Source organism: Bacterioplanoides sp. SCSIO 12839, from assembly GCF_024397975.1.
GTDB lineage: Bacteria > Pseudomonadota > Gammaproteobacteria > Pseudomonadales > Oceanobacteraceae > Bacterioplanoides.
Window position 1 is genome coordinate 2,185,345 of the sequence record NZ_CP073745.1, and the last position, 18,983, is coordinate 2,204,327.

Genomic DNA, 18,983 nt, shown 5'->3' on the forward strand with positions numbered 1-18,983 from the left:
TTGGAAGGCCATTTTCAAATAAGGGAATAGGCAAAGCAGGCAACAGGACGTTGCCGCCGGATCAGTTTAGGGACAAAATTGCAGGAGCTAATTTTGCACTGCAAAGCAGCCCATAGGGCATGCTACATGGATGTAGCTTGTGCTTTTGCCTTGATCCGGCGAATGAAAATACCTTCCAATGCAAATGATCACCCTTCTTAAATCCTTCCCAGCACAGAAAAATTAAAAATGGCCGTCTATTTTATTTCCGACTTACACCTTGAACACGCACGCCCGGCTCTAGCTCAGGGGTTCGCCAATTACCTGAAACAGTTAGCCGCCAAAGGTGATGCCGAGCAGCTGTATATTTTGGGTGATTTTTTTGAAGTCTGGATTGGCGACGATTATTCCGATCCTTTTGTTGAGCAGGTTAAAGCCGCTTTAAAAGCGCTGAACCAGCTGGGTACGGAAATCTTTCTGATGCACGGCAATCGTGATTTTTTACTTGGTCAGGATTTTTGCAACACCGCAGGCTGCACCCTGCTCCCCGACCCATCGGTGATTCAACTGGGCGGTGAAGACGTGTTACTCATGCATGGCGACAGCTTATGCACTCAAGACGTTGAATATATGAAAATTCGTCAGATGTTCCGCAACCCGCAATGGCAAGAACAACTGCTGAGCAAAACCATTGAAGAACGCGTTGCTTTTGCCCGCCAGGTTCGCTCAGAGAGCCAGAGCGACCAGAAAATGAAATCGGCTGAGATTATGGACGTTACCCCATCCGAAGTGGATCGTGAGCTGTCTGATCATAATGTGAAGGTGATGATTCACGGCCATACTCACCGCCCGGCTGTTCATGAATTAGCCGATGGCAATAAGCGAATTGTTTTGGGAGACTGGTCAGATGATACCGGCTGGGAAATTCGCTGGGATGCTGAGCAAGGTATTCAGCTGAGAGACTTCTCGTTGTAGTTAGCTGCTTGGGCTAAGCCGATGTTAGTTAGGCATCGGCTGATTTTCTAACAGTCAACTTTATTTCTTTCCTTACTACTATTTATTCCAGCAAATCATCATCGATTATTGGAGCTGATATGCACGCACCCCTTGCATTTCCACCGTCTTTAAATAAAGCAGAAGCTATTTTTCCTTCAGCACTAAAATTCAAAATACGTTCAAAAACATCCAATGACATCATTGAATAGTTATTTTTTATTTCTTTATCAGCCATCCTCAAGCATGAAACAAATAATTCATCTTCTCTAGCATTAACACTTACATCATTAAATTCAATTTTTTCGGGAAATTTATCAGCCCCCAAACGGCTTAAAACTACCCACCCAAAAGCAATAGGCATTAAGTAAAATAATTTCTTTCCAGATCCAGGGAAGATTTCATTGAGCTTGTTTATAGTATAATTTTTATCCTTATCAATTGCTTCATAAAATATCTTTGCGGCAAAAAATAAATCTTCAGCCATCATTTAAAACCTCTAAAATACTATAATCACTACCCTAGCTTGGCTAATAGCGCAAGCCAATCAACAAACCAGCCACCCTAACACTTTCTTCTGATTGCGCAATCTCTATCTCACAACCAACACAAGCGAATTACCATTGATACCCGAAAATAATACATGATACACTCGTACAACCAAAAAAGAGCCAGCGCTCGCTTATCACCAAAAAACAATAAGAATTAATTAAGGCTGCACTTTATGGCTAATATATATGTCCTCTCCAGCTGGATAACTTCTTGCCTGAACGGCCTTAACCTAAGCGGATGGAATACAGACGAGATCGTAAAGCGGGGGCTGATGATAAAAGTTGAGAAAACCGCGGGGGTGCTGAGCAAGGTATTCAGCTGAAGGAATTCCCGTTTAAAACGGCTTCAACTAGCAGCGCAACAGGTTTTAATAACGTAACAGTTTTTACCCTGCTGCTTAGCCTGATACATAGCGCCATCAGCCTGATCAATCAATTCATCGACAGAACCCTGACAGGAGTTATTGACTAACACACAGCCAATACTCGCAGATACGGTTACAACATTACCATTCACAACCAAAGGTTCAGCCGCAGAAGCTAATAATCTGTCAGATAATTTTTGCAGCTCCTGATATTCGGATAACTGATCCACCAGAATAACAAATTCATCTCCCCCCACTCGCGCAACCAGATCATTTTCACGAATATGAGACTCCAGACGCTGACCAATAGCCACCAATAATTTATCACCTGCTTCATGGCCATAGTTGTCATTAACCGGCTTAAATCCATCAAGATCGATAAAGATCACAGAAAATTGCATATCGGCTTTCTGCGTCAGACGCTTCCTCATTTCTTTATGCAGGTATTTACGATTAGGCAGTGCCGTAAGCGGGTCATGATAGGCTGCATGAATCAAATATTCTTCACGCTCTTCCTGCTCCGTAATATCAGAAAAAACGCCAACATAATGGGAGTGTTCTCCCTGGCCATTGGTCACCGCAGAAATTGTCAGGTATTCGGCAAACAGCTCTCCATTCTTGGTTTTATTCCAGAGTTTCCCCTGCCAACGCCCCTCAGATAATAATTGTCGCCACATCGCCTGATAAAAGGATTTATCATGATTACCCGAACTCAACAAACTCGGGTTTTTACCCAGTACTTCATCTTTGGAATAACCAGTAATCTGATGAAAGGCTTCATTGGTTTCAATAATTTTTCCGGAAGTATCCGTTATAATAATGCCTTCCTGAGCATGAGAAAAAACACTCGCAGCCAACCTGAGTTGCGATTCTTTTTCATACTCTTCGGTAATATCCTTACAAACTCCGGTCAGTTTTGCCGGCTGACCTTTGTCATCTAATGTGCATTCACCATTTGCGTGAATCCAGCGAATCGATTGATCCTGACGCACGATACGTAACTTCATATCGTGGCCTGTTCCATTTTCTACGGTACTCTGAATACTTTTTTTCCAGCGTTTTACATCGTTGGGGTGAATCAAATTGGCAATAGAGGCAAACGAGCCATCAAAGCTGGAGTGATGAATATCCAGTAACTCTTTCATTTCATCCGACAGGTACAATACATCGCTTACGATGCTCCATTCCCAAACACTGAAGCCGGATGATTTTTGTGCCAGGCGAATACGGGTTTCGCTGTTTTTCAGTGCTTTTTCATAATCATTACGTTGTGTGACATCAATAATGATCGATAGCAAAGCCTGCTTGCCATCGGCGTTAACCGGGCCGGTATGTACCTCCACATCCCGTAATTCACCATTTGCCAAACGATGTGTGAAACGATAAAAGTTTCGTTTTTGCTCAATCGCCTGCTTCATTTCATGATGTGTTTCAGATAGCGTTAGAGTGTTGATTTTTGTGATATTCATGCCGACCAGTGTTTTCTGGTCATAACCATAAAACTGACAAGCCGCATCATTAGCACGCAAGATATTACCGGTGGTGGAATCAATTAATAATTTAACGGCTGTATTCACATCAAACATCTGTCGATATAAACGCTCACTGGCCAATATTTTATCGGCCGCCCGTTTTTTATCCGTCACATCCTGAACGATACCCTGCAAAGCATAAATATTACCGTCAGAATCTGATATTGGCCTGATCGTTTCATCGATATACAGTTCAGTACCAGAGCCAGACAACACCCGATAGCTCATTTGATAGCTAGTCGGGCATTGTTTTAATGCCTGGTAGGTTTCATACACACGGCTTTTATCATCATCATGCAAGAATTCAGCGAATGCTTCAAAAGAAGGTGAATCAGCAACCGTCAATCCGAGTGTTTTGATAAAACTTTGCGACCACCACAAACTGTTGTCAGTACAGTTCCATTCCCAGCTCCCCTGCTTTGCTGCGATCTGCGCCCTTTCAAGATGGGTTTTCACCTTTTTGAGCTTTGCAGATTTTTGCTGCAGCAGTTCAGTTTTGTTCGCCACCTGAGCTTTAAGTCTCTTATTGACAAATGAAACAAAATAAATCAATACCAGCAAGGCGAATATAATCAGAGCCAGTGTCTTGGTGACCATTAACGCTGCATTGTCGCGTTTTTGATATGCCTCATAACTAATATCAGCGAGGGAACCATCATAATCGGCCAGGTTTAGCTGATCGTAAATAGAAGCAATACGCTGGACCCGAGACAAACTAAAATGCCCTAATTCAATCAGGTCAGGTCGAATCATTTTTGCGGTTTGCTGGGCTTCAAACAACAAATGTTCACGTGTTTTCTCGGTTGGTAAATTTTCAAGAATCCAGTCAACCACTGCTTCCGGATGATTCAGCGCGAACTGCCATCCCTTCAGGCTGGCACGACGAAAAGCAGCAACCGTATCAGGGTTTTTGGTCAGGTAATCCTCCTGAGTAAATAACATATCACCGTAGAAATCGATGCCGTAATTGGCAGGATTGATCTGATGTACATCCACTCCCTGCTGCTGATAAAAATAAGGTTGATCCGTGAAATACACCGCCATTGCATCAACTGTATCATCACCCAGCAGGGCCATATCATTAAATGTGTGGGGAACATGAGTGAAATCCGAGTCTTTGATATTAAGCTCAGACAACATCGCGGTAATAACGGCATCATCGGCATTTTTGAGATACATGACCCGTTTACCTTTCAGCTCAAGCGGGCCGAGTATCTCTGAAGATTTAAGGCTTAACAGCCCCAAAGGTGAGTGTTGGAAAATGGTAGCAACCACAACAACCGGCTTACCCGTCATTCGGGCCAGAACAATACTCGAATCGGCAATACCAAATTGCGCAGAGCCCGAGATAACGGCATCAACAACACTTCCTTCTCCGGCGAATGGTTTGATATCAACATCGAGGTCTTCGTCAGAATAGAAGCCCTGCATCTGCGCAGCATAGAAACCGGCAAACTGAAACTGGTGCTTCCACTTCAGTTGAAGCACCACCTTTTCTGTCGCTGCCGACTCCGACGCAACAAAAGTTAGTAAGATAATCCTCAAAAACATCTTCAAACAGAAGAATAAGGAAAAAGGCTTGTTCATTAAGATGGATACACACCCGGCTGTCTGACTGCAACTAAAAGTTTAGTACAAACTGCGCGTATAGCCATTCAGCTATGGTCTGAATCAGAGGTTAAGACGGGCCAGAGACATCAAAAGTCTTCGTCTTCCCAATCTTCATCTTCGTCATCAAAAACATCGAAGTCGTCTTCGAACTCATCCTCGACAACACCATCATTAACCAAAAATTCCCGGCGCTGCAGGTAGAAGCTGCGGATAAAAGTGTAACGATCGCCACTGATCAGCCCCTCAGAGGCGATCAGGTCAGCACGAATATCAATATTCTTAACTGCATATAAAGCGACTTGTTCTTTCAGGTTATTACCCAGATCCAGATAAGACACACCAGAAGCCAGTTCAAGCCCGATACCACCGGTATCACGAACCGTGCTTGGCCCCACAAATGGCAACATCAGATAAGGGCCGGTACCAACCCCCCAATAACCCAGAGTTTGTCCAAAATCTTCATCATGTTTTTCTAAACCAATGTGAGTAGCTACATCGAACAAGCCAAAAAAGCCAACCGTCGTATTGATCAGAAACCGAGCTGTATCAGAAGCCGCCTGGCCAAATTTTAACTGCCCAAGGTCATTAATAATAACCAATACATCATCCAGGTTTGAGAAGAAAGCGCTAACGGACTGATCCACGGGTTCCGGGGTAATGGCCTGATACCCCTTGGCCAGTGGACGTGCAATGTATTCATCCATGGTTTCATTGAATGCAAAAATTTTACGGTTAAACCCTTCCCACGGGTCGGGATCAACTTCGTCTTCCGACCAAACAGAAAACGGACTAACCGCTAAAACCAGAACCAATAACCACTTCATACTAAAACGCCACCTGAATCGAGTCGCTATTAAAACAGTATACGTAAAACAGAAAAAGGCGCGGTTGCGCCTTTTTGTATCGTTTTTCAGAACACGATGATCACTCAACTGTATCAATCGGCCGTCAGCCTCATGAAGTTCTGAATTTTGCTTTAATCCAGTGATCAACACTGAAGTATTTACCAGCACCGTTGAAGAAGAGCACTAACAGCATGATCAAATAAGTAACAGCAAACTCAATACCATTATTCAAAATCACAAAACCACCCTTGCCAGTTAACCAACCATAGTTGCCATGCTCACGCAGAATGCCTTTCGCTGCATTTAAACGCTCGGCCACTTCGGGGTCGGTTGATTGTGCAATCGCATACCAACCGCTATCCCAGTGAACAGCAAAAATGGCAACGATCATGGTGATAATCAGTGGAATGGTGATATAGCGTGTTGCAAAACCAATTAATAAGAAAACTGCACCAATAATTTCAGTCCAGGTGGCAAGGAATGCCAACAACTCAGGAAAAGGCAGCCCTAAACCCCAGTCCGGATTACCAAACCAGGCAGCCGTATCGCTGAATGAGCTCCACTTGGTGGTACCCGCCATCCAAAATGGGAAAAACAAATAAATCCTGAGTGCCAGTGGCGCCAGGAAATCGATCGATTTAGCAATATCAAGTTGATCGTGTACCCAATTGGCGAACGACTGAATATTCATGTAAAAGCTCCGAGTATCTGTATTGTTATGCGCAATTAAGCGATGCGACCACCCAATACCAGGCCTTGTCGCTGCCACTCTTCGAGAATAGCCAAACCTCCCTGAAGTGCCACTTCAGTGATGCTAATACCACTTTCTTGCAATAATTGTTCGACCGCTGCCAGTCCGGAGAGTTCCTGTTGCTGCAGTTTAATTAACAGCTGAATTGTCATCATGTTGGTTTCAATAAAACGCACCTGATCCTGACGATCACGAAAAACAATCAATGCCGTTTGGTGAGGTTCGGGCGCCGGGTTATCGGTACTGATCTGATGCACCGGGTACTGATACACAAACGCCTGAGCTGCCGGTGCAAACACCGGAATACTCTGCTTCAGGTCGGCGTTAGCATCAAATACCTGATCAATCTCTTCTTCACTGACATCGAGTGCCAATTCCAACCACTCATAATGTGCCAATTCATAGAAGTATTCCGGATCGGTTTCCAGAGGCTGAAACTGCTGCTCAAGATACTGTAAAAACTCCTGAGGAATTTCGAGGAAATACGGCGTCTGACAATGATGAGAAGCAAAGAAATCACGGGCAATCTCATGCCAGCGTGCAGCACCAATAATTTCAGCGCACACCGGAAAAGTGCCGTCGAGAAAACCTTTCACATTATTAAAAAATAAATCGCTGTAGATTTTCATTCGCTGCGGATCAACATCCGCAGGTACCGGATGCTCTTTAGGGGAACGAATATGCGCAGCAAATTCCTGCTGGCGAGCAATATGATGCCCATCAGCAGTATGCTCAGATTGAGACATATTAACCAACCTGGGTGTTGTTCGGATTAACCTGATTCTGAAGGGAGCGAATCTGATCCACTTCGGCAATCAGTTCTTCAATCGGAGGAAAATTAAAGTCGCGTTCCAGCAATGTTGGAATCGCACCATGAATTTTGTAGGTTTCGGCCAGCATATCCCAGACGATATCTTTAACTTCCATACCGTGGGTGTCTACCAGCAGATCATCGGCTTCATCAAAGTGACCCGCAACATGCAGATATTTAATGCGCTCTGTCGGCATCGCTTTGATAAATGCCATTGCATCACTGCCATGATTGATGCTGTTAACGTACACATTATTAACGTCTAACAACATATCGCAGTCAGCGGTTTCAATGACCGAACGAACGAATTCGGCTTCTTCCATTTCTTTACCGGGTTCCGCGTAGGCCGATACGTTTTCGATAATCAAACGTTGGCCGATAATATCCTGAACACGCTGAATACGTTCAGCGACATATTTTACCGCTTGCTCAGTAAACGGAATCGGCATCAGATCATACATATGACCCTGATCGCTACAGTAGCTCAGGTGCTCGCTGTACGCTTTAATACCATGCTCATCCATAAACTGTTTAACCTGACGCACAAAATTTTCATCCAGTGGTGCAGGACTGCCTATGGAAAGGGATAAACCGTGACAAATAAAATCGTATTTTTCAGTAAACGACCGGAAAGATTTTCCTAAACGGCCACCCACGCCAATCCAGTTCTCTGGCGCAATTTCCATAAAATCGATTTTGTGCTCTGGGACATCCGCGAGCGAGCTCATCAGAGCTCGTCGCAGACCCAACCCGGCACCTTGGACGGGAAATTTCATAGGCGCTTAGTGGCTACCACCACATTTGCCTTCGCCGCACTTGCCTTCAGATGAAGACTTGCCGCCACATTTGCCTTCGCCGCACTTACCTTCTGAAGAAGACTTGCTGTCGCCGCCACATTTGCCTTCGCCGCACTTACCTTCGGAAGAAGACTTGCTGTCGCCGCCACATTTGCCTTCGCCGCACTTACCTTCGGAAGAAGACTTGCTGTCGCCGCCACACTTACCTTCGCCACATTTGCCTTCATGGTTAGAAGCTAACTTGTAACCGCCTTCCAGTTCAGCAGAAGCAAAAGGATTTTCAGCTGCATTTACCAGTGGAGCCTGAGACATTGCAGTTACGAATGCAGTACCCAGAACAGCTGCTACAGGTTTGATTGTTTTAGCCATGGTTGTTTCCTACTCTTTTTTGTTTAGTTTTTAAACTATTTCACCAAGCCTTGTTATCAGGCTTGCTTAAATAATGCTTATGAGAAACTACGATAGTGTTACTCATTATAGCCAGTTGTTTATTAGTTACCGGAAACAGGTGACAGTTCAATCTTTTTTTAATTTTTTTATTCCTGGATGAGCATATCTTTAGTCTCATGCTCCAGCGGCTGGTAATTATGCGCCATACCTTTATGACCTGCGCCGGCTAAAACATGAGTTTAAGAAGGATCAGGTCTTGGCAATTTCAGCCCATCGTTTTTGTAACCGCTTAAGCGAAACCGGTTCTTTAGTGCCCAGCGGCTGAGCAAACAGCGATACCCGCCACTCCTCCAGCAACCAGCCAAATTCTTCCAGTTCATCGCTAATGCGCGGAGACAACTTATTGAGGACATCCGTGTAATTTTTGTACAAACTTTCGAACTCAATCATTGACTGTCGATCGCGTGGTAAATTCCCCTGCAATTTATCCAGTCGATAATCCATGGCCTTGAGATAACGACTAAAACTTTGCAATCTCTGCCACGGCGTTTGCTGCATAAAGCCTTTGCTCAGCAAGCGTTCCAGATGCGCCTTCACATCCGAATACGCCATGGCCTTATCCAGGCTTACGGCTCCGCCCATGGTTTTCAGAATTTTATGACGCAATGTGATCCATTCAATAAACTGGGTTAACAGCTTGGTGCCGTGTTCAAACAGCTCCGAGCGTCGATCTAAGCGCTGTTTAAACTCCTGTTCCAGATAAGGCAGCGGCTCATCTGATGGTACAAACACCTGAATAAAAGCCGCTTGAATCAGGTCTGCGGTGATCTCTGCTTCACTGCCAAGACCTTTGCAATACAGCCATTTTCCTTTCATGGTTTGCTGTATATGCGATTTCAGCGTCCGCTCCTGATCCGGTAACTGACGACGAACCAGCTGACACACACCTAAACGATGCTGGCGTGCGGCCTCAAACTCATCCGCTTCCACGGTGAGCTGAATATCGGTTTTTTCTGACTTCTCTTTGGCGGGCTTTAAACAAGGGAAAGCGCGCACTGGCAAGCCATTCACTTCGGTTTGTGTGGTTTGTGGCAAATCACCAAAGTCCCAGCCATTGATCTGATCGCGCTGGAAGCCGGAATGACTCAGATCCTGAATCTGGGCTTGTGAAGCATCAGCGTACTGTTCTTTTAAAGCGGCCAGGTCACGCCCCTGAGCAATCAGCTTGCGATCAGCCATCACCCGGATATTCATGCGCAGATGATCGGGCAATTCGGTTGCCGTCAGCTGCTCGCTATCAATCTGCTCCGGGCGTAAATCCTTGTTTAAATAATTCAGCAACTGAGCAATCAGACCACCACCGGAAGGGCTATGTTGCGCCAGAAAAGTCTGAGCGGTATTCGGCACCGGCACAAAACGCTTACGAATCGTCTTGGGTAAACCTTTAATCAGAGCCACAACTTTGTCTTCGATAAAGCCCGGTACCAGCCATTCGGTTTGTGCTTCCGGCACCTGCTGCAACATGGCCACCGGCACACTCAGCGACACCCCGTCATCGGAAGTTCCTGGTGCAAAGCTATAACTCAAGGGGAATGCCATGCCCTGCCAGTCCAGCTCGGTTGGATAATCACTGGCACCAACGCCCGCCGCTTCCGGGCTGAGCAAAAAGTCGCGGGTAAAATATAACGCCTGCTTTTCAGCCTCTTTTGCCTTAGAGAACCAACGCTCCAGGTGCTTAGTGGTGACGATATGATCCGGCAGCGCTTTGTTATAAAACTCCGCCAGATAGGCATCATCAATCACCAGGTCACGGCGACGAGATTTCTCTTCGTATTCGGTGACTTCAGCCAGCAGTTGCAGATTCTTCTGGTAGAATTCGGCTTTGGTGCGGATCTTCTGTTCCACCAAGGCTTCCTGAATCAGAATCTCACGGGCGGCTTCTGGGTGAGTATTGGCGTAGTTCACCCGCTTTTTCGGGTTCACAATCAGGCCATATAAGGTGCTTTGTTCAAACGCCACCACTTGCCCACGCTGGCTTTGCCAGTGCGGTTCAAAATACTGATATTTCAGCAGCGGCTTACCAATTTCTTCAATCCATTGCGGCTCAATTTTGGCGACGGTGCGGGCATACAGCTTCGAGGTTTCCACCAGCTCGGCGGTCATCATCCATTTAGGCTTTTTCTTATATTGACCTGACGCCGGGAAGATCCAGAGTTTGCGGTTACGGGCACCCAAATACTCCCCTGGGTTTGATTGAGAGCCTTCAGACTTGAAGCCGATCTGGCTTAACATGCCGGACAACAGCGACTTATGCAGCGATTCGTAACTGGCCGCTTGCTCTTTTTCTTCCAGCCCCAGGTCCTTACATAAGATATGCAACTGACGATGGGTATCACGCCACTCGCGCATTCGCATGTAGTTAAGGAAATATTTCGCACACCACTTACGCAGCTGATTTTGTGATAACTCCTGACGCTGTTCTTCAAAGCCATTCCACAGGTTTAACAGGCTGACAAAGTCGGAGTCTTCGTCTTTCCAGATTCGGTGTTTTTCATCCGACTGCTGCTGTTTTTCCGGTGGTCGTTCGCGCGGGTCTTGTACCGTTAGCGCCGCGGCAATGATCAACACTTCTTTTAATGCCTGCTGCTTTTGTGCCTCCAGCATCATCCGGGCAATGCGTGGATCAACCGGCAAGCGAGCCATCTGACGGCCCAATTCGGTCAGATTTTGGCAACTATCAACGGCTTCCAGCTCCTGTAGCAAGGTAAAGCCATCTTTAACAAAGCGTTCGTCCGGGGCATCAACAAACGGGAAGTCCTGTAACTTGCCCAATTTCAGATGCAGCATTTGCAGCACAACGGCCGCCAGGTTAGTCCGACGAATTTCCGGATCGGTAAATTCATCCCGTCCTAAAAAGTCAGACTCTTCGTACAGACGAATACACACACCCGGAGCAACCCGGCCACAACGTCCAGCACGCTGATTAGCACTGGCCTGAGAAATGGCTTCAATCGGTAAACGCTGCACTTTGCTGCGATAACTGTAACGACTGATACGGGCGATACCGGAGTCAACGACATAACGAATCCCCGGCACCGTTAACGAGGTTTCCGCCACGTTGGTTGACAGCACCACTCGGCGACCGCCTTGGGGCTTAAAGATCTTCTGTTGGTCGCCCGCACTTAAGCGCGCATAGAGCGGCAGAATGTCAGTAGCGGGTAACTGCGCTCGGCGCAAGAATTCCGCGCATTCCCGAATTTCGCGCTCTCCTGGTAAAAACACCAGTACGTCGCCATGCTGACCCTTGGCTTTGTCTTCACCGCGTAATTCCGCCAGCGCATCGGCAATGCCTTCAAATAAAGAACGATCTTCACCCTCTTCGTCTTCCCGAACAAGAGGACGATAACGGGTTTCTACCGGATAGGTTCGGCCTGATACCTCAATGACCGGCGCAGGCTTGCCATTAGCATCAGCGAAGTGTTTCGAGAAACGCTCAACATCAATGGTGGCTGAGGTAATAATGACCTTTAAGTCTGGGCGCTTGGGCAACAACTGTTTTAAATAGCCCATCAGAAAATCAATATTCAGGCTGCGCTCATGGGCTTCGTCTATGATAATGACGTCGTATTCATTCAGAAACTTATCGTGCTGAGTCTGGGCCAGCAAAATGCCGTCAGTCATCAGCTTAATACGCGTCTGATCGCTACTCTGATCCGTAAACCGCACCTGAAAACCCACCTGATTGCCCAACTGACACTGCAGTTCTTCGGCAATGCGCCCTGCCACCGCACGAGCGGCTAAACGACGCGGCTGAGTGTGGGCAATGCGGCCATAGACCCCTAACCCGGCTTCCAGGCAGACCTTTGGCAACTGAGTGGTTTTACCGGAACCGGTTTCACCCGCGACCACCACCACCTGATTTTCTTTAACCGCCTTAAGGATTTCGTCTTTTCGCTCGGAAACCGGCAAATCCGGATAACTGACCGGCAGCGGCTGAGAACGCAGCTTAACCAGCTCCTGACTTTTCTGAATACGAATCAGCAGCTTCTCCAGCACCTTATCAAAGGGTTTGTTCTCTTCCAGCAAGGTTTTGATCTGGCGCACACTGCGACGTAACGGAAACCGATCTTTGATCAGGCAATGATCAATCGCCTGATATAAGGCTTTAATATCTGCACCACGATTGATATTGGTGTTTGCGGAAGAATCGGTCTGATGATCGGACAAAACAGGTGTACTCAACTAGAAACTGTTGTTTCAGGGCTATTTTGCGAAACAGCGACAGGATGTCGCGGTAGGATCGAAGGCACAGGGATGTGCCTCCGATCCGGTGAAAGCAAAATAATGCTGGAATAACAGTATTAAAAATCCAATAAAAAACGCCCGGCCGGTTTCCCGGGCGGGCGTATTTTAACAGCTTTAACAGAACTTATTAGTTCTTAGCACGTTCTTCGTTTGATCGCCTTACTTCACTTCGTCACGAAGCTCACGACGCAGGATTTTACCGACGTTGGTTTTTGGCAGCTCATCTCGGAATTCGATATGACGAGGTACCTTGTACGCTGTTAAACGCTCACGACACCAGTTAATCACATCAGAAGCCGTCAGGTCTTCATTACTCGATACCAGGAAGACTTTAACCGCTTCTGAACTCTTAGGGTCAGGCACACCAACGGCCGCTGCTTCAACCACATCCGGGTGAGCAACCACAACGTCTTCAACTTCATTCGGGTAAACGTTAAAGCCGGATACGATGATCATGTCTTTTTTACGGTCAACGATTTTCATATAGCCGTCTTCCTGAATCACCGCAACGTCACCAGTCTTCAACCAACCATCTTCATCGATGGTTTCTGCCGTTGCTTCAGGGCGCTGCCAGTAACCTTTCATGACTTGCGGGCCTTTCACACACAGCTCACCAGGGTTACCAATTCCCTGATCGTTGCCATCTTCGTCAATCACTTTACACATAGTGCCACTGACCGGCATACCAATAGTACCCAGCTGCACGTGACCTGGTGGGTTGAAAGAAACCACAGGTGACGTTTCAGTCATGCCGAAACCTTCGGCAATTTCACAACCGGTTACTTCCTTCCACTGATCTGCGGCATCTTTGGTTAATGCCATACCACCAGAAACGGTCAGCTTTAACTCAGAGAAATCAAGATCACAGAATTCCTTCTGGCCACACAGAGCCACAAACAAAGTATTCAGGCCAGCAAACGTGCTGAACTTATATTGCTGCAGTGTTTTGATGAAACCCGGGATATCACGTGGGTTAGGAATCAGAACCGAGTGGTTACCTGTTTGCAGCAATACCATACAGTGCACGGTAAAAGCGTAAATGTGATACAGCGGCAGCGGTGCAATCGCTGTTTCTTTACCTTCTTCTAATACCATGGTGAACAAACCACGGCACTGCATCATATTCGCAACCAGGTTACGGTTGGTCAGCATCGCGCCTTTGGCAACACCCGTGGTGCCACCAGTGTATTGCAGTACAGCGACATCATCACGTGTCGTTTTAACTGGCGTGAAGGTTTTGCCAGCACCTTTCGCTAAAGCAGTTCGCAGTGGTACAGAACCGGCGATATTAAAAGCAGGCACTTCCTTCTTAACGTGTTTGATCACAGTGTTGATCAGGGTACGCTTAACCAGGCCATGCATATCACCCACCTGGGTAACAATCACATGTTTAATGCCTGTGTTAGGTAACACGGCTTCCGCTTTAGACGCCATATTCGCCAGAACAACCAGCGCTTTTGCACCTGAGTCGTTAAACTGGTGCTCCATTTCACGCTCGGTGTACAGCGGGTTGGTGTTAACCACAACCATGCCAGCACGCATCGCACCAAACACAACGATTGGATATTGCAGTATGTTTGGTAACTGAACGGCAATTCGATCGCCCGCCTGCAAGCTTGTTTCGTTTTGCAGGTAAGCCGCGAAGGCAGCACTTTTTTCATTCAGTTCGGCATAAGTAATCGTCTGACCGAGACAAGTAAATGCAGGGCGATCCGCAAATTTGGCAACAAAACCATCGAAAATCTCAACAACGGATTCGTGCTGGTCCGGATCTACTGACTTCGGGTAACCTTCCGGGTAACGTTCCTGGAAGAATTGCTCGTTCATACAACCTCCTGAATGAATCTTAAGATCACATGGCAACGCCATGTTGATTAAATTATTATTATCGCTATATCAGTTTTAACGGCTTAAGACAATGACTTATTAGACGTTAGTACAGCGCAAAAATACGCGGCGCAGTTTAGCGCTTTTACTCTATTCCAGCAAAAACAGTTATCAGCTGTTTACAAAACGCTACATAACAGACAGCCTATAGGGCAAACAACAATCATCATTCAATACCACGACCCAGGCCTACCGAATGGAAACTCGCATTATCCAGACACTTGATAACCAAACGTTTTCTGCTCACATCTGGCAACATGAAAAGCCGAAAGCCATGGTGCATATTGTTCATGGCATGGCTGAACACTGCTTACGCTACCTGCCGTTGGCAGAATTACTGAATCAGAATGGCTTTAATGTGGTTACACATAATCACAGAGGCCATGGAGAACGATTGCCACAGGGGCACTTCGCGGATAGCAAACAACATCATAACAAACAACACCAGAACAACTCCGACCTAGGCCACAGCGGTTGGGAGCTGGTCATCGACGATATGCTCCAGGTGCAACAACAGCTTTCAGAAGTCAGCCAGGATGGCCAGCTGCCGATTATTTTGTTCGGTCATTCCATGGGGTCATTTATTGCTCAGGGGTTTTCAGTACGCCATAGCCAGCGTTTATCCGGATTAGTTCTGTCAGGATCTAACTATCAGTCGCCTGCCTTGTATTACGCAGGACAAACTGTTGCCCGAATATTAAAAGTGTTTCAGAGTGAACGTACTCAATCTAAGGTAATGGATGCCCTATCCTTTGGTTCGTTTAACAACCACTTTAAACCTGCGCGCACAGATTTTGACTGGCTATCTCGAGATGAAAAACAGGTCGACGACTATATTGATGATCCGGCATGTGGCCATGCCTGCTCTCTGCAGTTGTGGATTGACCTGTTCGGCGGCCTTATTGAAATCAGCAATCGGCGCAATCTTGAAAAGATTTATGCTGATCTGCCGATATTACTGATAGCGGGTGATCAGGACCCTGTCGGGCAAAAAGGCAAAGGCGTCAAAGCCTTACACAAGGCCTTAATACAATCGGGTCATAAAAATGTCAGCTGCCACTTATACGCTGACGCCAGACATGAAGTGTTAAATGAAACCAATGCTCAGGATGTTCGCATGGACATACTGACCTGGGTTCAGACAATCGCAGCCAGGGCTGTTAACAGGAAATCATAGTAAAATCCAATAACGGAAAGGATACACAATGGAAACCATTACTAACCGCACATTTGAAGAAATCGAGATCGGCGAAAGCTGCATTCGCAAACATACCGTTTGTGAAAAGGATTTGATCCTGTTTGCTGCCGTATCCGGCGATCATAACCCGGTTCACCTGGATGCAGAATATGCTGCGACCACTCCCTTTAAAGGTCAGATTGCTCACGGCATGTTTACCGGCGCACTGATTTCTGCGGCCTTAGCCATGGATCTGCCCGGCCCGGGTACGGTTTACCTGGGCCAGAACCTGTCATTCCGTAAACCGGTAATGATTGGTGATGCATTAACCGTTGAACTAAAGGTAGCCAGCAAACATGAGTCAAAACCGATTGTGTCGCTGGAGTGCACGGTAACCAACCAAAATGGCAAAGTCGTTGCTACAGGTGAAGCGACGGTGATGGCACCGACGGAGAAAATGACCGTTAATGCACCGGATGTTCCGGAGGTGACCATCGCATCCACTGAGACTGCCTGATCACTCTACCATGCCAAAATCTATTCCAGAGCACGCCTGAATAATTCAGACGTGCCCTGGGGTCAGCTCTTTTTTGTTGTTTTCTTTTTCTTCTTATCCATCTCAATGTCTGCCAGATTTTGACGATAAAAATCACTCAGATAATCGTACAGTTTTGGGTGCTTTTGCTTCAACATCAGCGGCCGTTCAAAAAAATACTCCGATGCTACGGCAAAAAATTCCTGCGAATTGGTTGCACCGTACTCGTTAATATTACTTTTACGCTTTTCTATCTGCGCAATTTTATACTGCACCAATTCAAACCATTGTTTAGAACAATGGCCAGCCTGAACGACTTCAGGGAAACCATCGCACTCACCATCGACCATATCCAGAATATGAACAAATTCGTGCACACCAACGTTCTGCTTATCTTTGCTATTTTTAAAACCGTAATGAAGATCGGGTTTGCTCAGCGCCATCTTACCTTCCATTGGTCCACTTCCCACCATTCCGGCAATGGTGGAATCAGGCAAGCCAACCTGAAAATCGCGATTAAATAATCCAGGAAAAAGTACAACGGCTTTCACACTCAGGTATGGCCAGTCGTGAAACCCCCAAACCGGTATTACAGCGCTGGCGGCGACCAACAGTCGGTCTTCATCAGTGATATCAACACCACTTGCTTCTACCCGGGTGGTTTGCAAAAAAGCAAAACAGTTGCGTTCAAACACCCGCTGATCGGCTGAATTCAGAGAGCGATAAAAACCAACGTTTGTTTGTAAAAAATCGCTCCAGCGTTGCTGCCAGAAAAAGTCATCTGTTTGCGCAGGAGAAAACCAGCTCAGAATTATGTTTTTTAATTGCCGGAACATTGACCAACCTACATATAAAAAAACCGCCATCGGCAACGGCCAATGACGGTTAAGCCACCTCTGTATTATTCAGCGGTGTATGTCATTATCACACCGAGCCTTATAACGCTGTTTTTGGCAAACGCGCCAGCGCCGCATCAATTTCAGATTGCGGATACTCGTAATCTTCCAGCTCTTTATTCAGATACTTATCGTACGACACCATATCGAAGTGACCATGGCCGGATAAGTTAAAGAATAACGTTTTTTCTTCACCGGATTCTTTGCAACGTAATGCTTCATCAATACAAGCGCGAATCGCATGATTCGATTCCGGTGCCGGGATAATACCTTCTGCACGGGCAAACTGAACTCCGGCGTCAAAGGTTGCAACCTGAGGCACCGCAACCGCCTCAATCAGTTTCTCGTGGTACATCTGTGATACCAGTGATGAAGCACCGTGATAACGCAGACCACCCGCATGAATACCTGGTGGCATAAAGTCATGCCCCAGAGTGTACTGTAACGTCATCGGCGTATGACCTACCGTATCTCCAAAGTCATAGGCGTAATGGCCTTTGGTTAAACTTGGGCAAGACGTTGGCTCAACAGCAACCAGACGGGTCTGTTTACCACCAGCCGCTTCATCCGCAAAGAATGGGAACGCCACGCCACCAAAATTAGAACCTCCACCACAAGGGGCAAAAATCATGTCTGGGCTATCGCCAACCATCGCGAACTGTTTTTTCGCTTCCAGGCCAATGATGGTTTGATGCAATAACACATGATTCAGTACCGAGCCCAGGCTGTACTTAGTGTCTTCACGGCCTACGGCTTCTTCAACGGCTTCAGAAATAGCGATTCCTAAAGAGCCACGGTTGTTCGGGTCCTCTGCCAGAATTTTACGTCCGGTTTCTGTCAGATTGGTTGGGCTGGCCAACACTTCGCCACCCCAGGTTTGCATCATCGAGCGGCGGAATGGCTTCTGCTCAAAACTGACTTTTACCATATACACGCGTACATCAATGCCAAACATCTGACCCGCCAATGACAGCGAAGAACCCCACTGCCCCGCACCGGTTTCGGTGGTCAAACGGTTAATGCCAGCAACCTTGTTGTAATAGGCCTGAGGAATCGCTGAGTTCAGTTTGTGCGAACCAGCCGGGCTGATGCCCTCGTATTTGTAGTAAATTTTCGCAGGGGTACCCAACGCTTCTTCCAGGCGATGTGCACGAAACATCGGTGTTGGTCGCCATTGCTGGTAAATCTCGCGAACTGGGTCCGGAATATCAATCCAGCGCTGGTCAGATACTTCTTGTTCAATAATATTGTCAGCAAAAATGGCTGACATAGCAGACGGATCCATTGGCTTGCCATCAGGGCCAAGAGGCGGCGCTGGTGGTTTTTTCAAATCAGCGGCAACGTTATACCACTGAGTTGGCATTTCAGTTTCAGGCAACAGAATTTTCGTCTGCTTCATGGAGTACTTCCCTACATTTTTAAAGGTTATAAGGTGAGAACTCTATGATATAAGCATTAATACCTCAATATTTATTGGTAATTCTGCCAATGATAGGCACTATTCATTCAATTTATTGGCTCGGTTATCCCCTCAATTGATTGCCTCGGAGAGAGGCTG

Annotated in this window: 14 protein-coding genes; 3 read left to right on the forward strand and 11 right to left on the reverse strand. The window is 46.6% G+C overall.

The window, feature by feature from the left end:
- The first annotated feature begins 228 nt into the window (after window positions 1-228).
- Window positions 229-954, forward strand: coding sequence for a UDP-2,3-diacylglucosamine diphosphatase (locus tag KFF03_RS10080; RefSeq protein WP_255856764.1), 726 nt, complete (start codon window positions 229-231; stop codon window positions 952-954).
- Window positions 955-1,036: 82 nt separating this feature from the next.
- Here the strand turns inward: KFF03_RS10080 and KFF03_RS10085 are convergent, their stop codons facing one another.
- From KFF03_RS10085 to KFF03_RS10125, 9 genes are all read right to left on the reverse strand, one after another.
- Complete coding sequence (locus tag KFF03_RS10085; protein WP_255856765.1) at window positions 1,037-1,462, reverse strand: hypothetical protein; 426 nt, start codon at window positions 1,460-1,462, stop codon at window positions 1,037-1,039.
- A 407-nt stretch (window positions 1,463-1,869) separates the two neighbouring features.
- Complete coding sequence (locus KFF03_RS10090) at window positions 1,870-4,908, reverse strand: PAS domain S-box protein (protein ID WP_255856766.1); 3,039 nt, start codon at window positions 4,906-4,908, stop codon at window positions 1,870-1,872.
- Window positions 4,909-5,117: 209 nt separating this feature from the next.
- A complete protein-coding gene (locus tag KFF03_RS10095; RefSeq protein ID WP_255856767.1) occupies window positions 5,118-5,855 on the reverse strand; it encodes a VacJ family lipoprotein in 738 nt (245 codons plus the stop codon).
- 130 nt (window positions 5,856-5,985) lie between these two features.
- Window positions 5,986-6,567: a DoxX family protein gene (locus KFF03_RS10100; RefSeq protein ID WP_255856768.1), complete on the reverse strand. Its 582-nt coding sequence runs from the start codon at window positions 6,565-6,567 to the stop codon at window positions 5,986-5,988.
- A gap of 35 nt (window positions 6,568-6,602) precedes the next feature.
- Window positions 6,603-7,373 carry a DUF2063 domain-containing protein gene (locus KFF03_RS10105; protein ID WP_255856769.1) on the reverse strand — a complete coding sequence of 257 codons (771 nt, stop codon included), beginning with the start codon at window positions 7,371-7,373 and terminating at the stop codon, window positions 6,603-6,605.
- A gap of 1 nt (window position 7,374) precedes the next feature.
- Window positions 7,375-8,214: a DUF692 domain-containing protein gene (locus KFF03_RS10110; RefSeq protein ID WP_255856770.1), complete on the reverse strand. Its 840-nt coding sequence runs from the start codon at window positions 8,212-8,214 to the stop codon at window positions 7,375-7,377.
- A 6-nt stretch (window positions 8,215-8,220) separates the two neighbouring features.
- Window positions 8,221-8,604, reverse strand: a complete 384-nt coding sequence (locus KFF03_RS10115; RefSeq protein WP_255856771.1) for a hypothetical protein — start codon at window positions 8,602-8,604, stop codon at window positions 8,221-8,223.
- A gap of 270 nt (window positions 8,605-8,874) precedes the next feature.
- Window positions 8,875-12,852 (reverse strand): ATP-dependent RNA helicase HrpA, encoded by a 3,978-nt coding sequence (gene hrpA / locus KFF03_RS10120; RefSeq protein WP_255856772.1) that lies wholly within the window; start codon window positions 12,850-12,852, stop codon window positions 8,875-8,877.
- A gap of 237 nt (window positions 12,853-13,089) precedes the next feature.
- On the reverse strand, window positions 13,090-14,757 hold the full coding sequence (locus tag KFF03_RS10125; protein WP_255856773.1) for an AMP-binding protein: 1,668 nt from the start codon (window positions 14,755-14,757) through the stop codon (window positions 13,090-13,092).
- A 256-nt stretch (window positions 14,758-15,013) separates the two neighbouring features.
- On the opposite strand from KFF03_RS10125, the gene KFF03_RS10130 reads away from it, so the two are divergent.
- On the forward strand, window positions 15,014-15,994 hold the full coding sequence (locus KFF03_RS10130) for an alpha/beta fold hydrolase (RefSeq protein ID WP_255856774.1): 981 nt from the start codon (window positions 15,014-15,016) through the stop codon (window positions 15,992-15,994).
- A gap of 28 nt (window positions 15,995-16,022) precedes the next feature.
- Window positions 16,023-16,511 carry a MaoC/PaaZ C-terminal domain-containing protein gene (locus tag KFF03_RS10135; RefSeq protein WP_255856775.1) on the forward strand — a complete coding sequence of 163 codons (489 nt, stop codon included), beginning with the start codon at window positions 16,023-16,025 and terminating at the stop codon, window positions 16,509-16,511.
- A 62-nt stretch (window positions 16,512-16,573) separates the two neighbouring features.
- On the opposite strand, the gene KFF03_RS10140 is transcribed toward KFF03_RS10135, so the two are convergent.
- Together KFF03_RS10140 and KFF03_RS10145 are read right to left on the reverse strand one after the other, a co-directional pair.
- The gene (locus tag KFF03_RS10140; RefSeq protein WP_255856776.1) at window positions 16,574-17,365 is read right to left on the reverse strand and encodes a zinc-dependent peptidase; all 792 of its coding nucleotides are present in this window, start codon (window positions 17,363-17,365) and stop codon (window positions 16,574-16,576) included.
- Between the two features lie 100 nt (window positions 17,366-17,465).
- A complete protein-coding gene (locus KFF03_RS10145; protein WP_255856777.1) occupies window positions 17,466-18,824 on the reverse strand; it encodes a TrpB-like pyridoxal phosphate-dependent enzyme in 1,359 nt (452 codons plus the stop codon).
- Window positions 18,825-18,983 lie beyond the last annotated feature (159 nt).

What these genes read in the sequence shown, in the direction of transcription:
- KFF03_RS10080 (WP_255856764.1), top strand. Translation starts at nt 229, where the DNA reads ATGGCCGTCTATTTTATTTCCGACTTACACCTTGAACACGCACGCCCG.
- KFF03_RS10085 (WP_255856765.1), bottom strand. Translation starts at nt 1,462, where the DNA reads ATGATGGCTGAAGATTTATTTTTTGCCGCAAAGATATTTTATGAAGCA.
- KFF03_RS10095 (WP_255856767.1), bottom strand. Translation starts at nt 5,855, where the DNA reads ATGAAGTGGTTATTGGTTCTGGTTTTAGCGGTTAGTCCGTTTTCTGTT.
- KFF03_RS10100 (WP_255856768.1), bottom strand. Translation starts at nt 6,567, where the DNA reads ATGAATATTCAGTCGTTCGCCAATTGGGTACACGATCAACTTGATATT.
- KFF03_RS10105 (WP_255856769.1), bottom strand. Translation starts at nt 7,373, where the DNA reads ATGTCTCAATCTGAGCATACTGCTGATGGGCATCATATTGCTCGCCAG.
- KFF03_RS10110 (WP_255856770.1), bottom strand. Translation starts at nt 8,214, where the DNA reads ATGAAATTTCCCGTCCAAGGTGCCGGGTTGGGTCTGCGACGAGCTCTG.
- KFF03_RS10115 (WP_255856771.1), bottom strand. Translation starts at nt 8,604, where the DNA reads ATGGCTAAAACAATCAAACCTGTAGCAGCTGTTCTGGGTACTGCATTC.
- KFF03_RS10125 (WP_255856773.1), bottom strand. Translation starts at nt 14,757, where the DNA reads ATGAACGAGCAATTCTTCCAGGAACGTTACCCGGAAGGTTACCCGAAG.
- KFF03_RS10130 (WP_255856774.1), top strand. Translation starts at nt 15,014, where the DNA reads ATGGAAACTCGCATTATCCAGACACTTGATAACCAAACGTTTTCTGCT.
- KFF03_RS10135 (WP_255856775.1), top strand. Translation starts at nt 16,023, where the DNA reads ATGGAAACCATTACTAACCGCACATTTGAAGAAATCGAGATCGGCGAA.
- KFF03_RS10140 (WP_255856776.1), bottom strand. Translation starts at nt 17,365, where the DNA reads ATGTTCCGGCAATTAAAAAACATAATTCTGAGCTGGTTTTCTCCTGCG.
- KFF03_RS10145 (WP_255856777.1), bottom strand. Translation starts at nt 18,824, where the DNA reads ATGAAGCAGACGAAAATTCTGTTGCCTGAAACTGAAATGCCAACTCAG.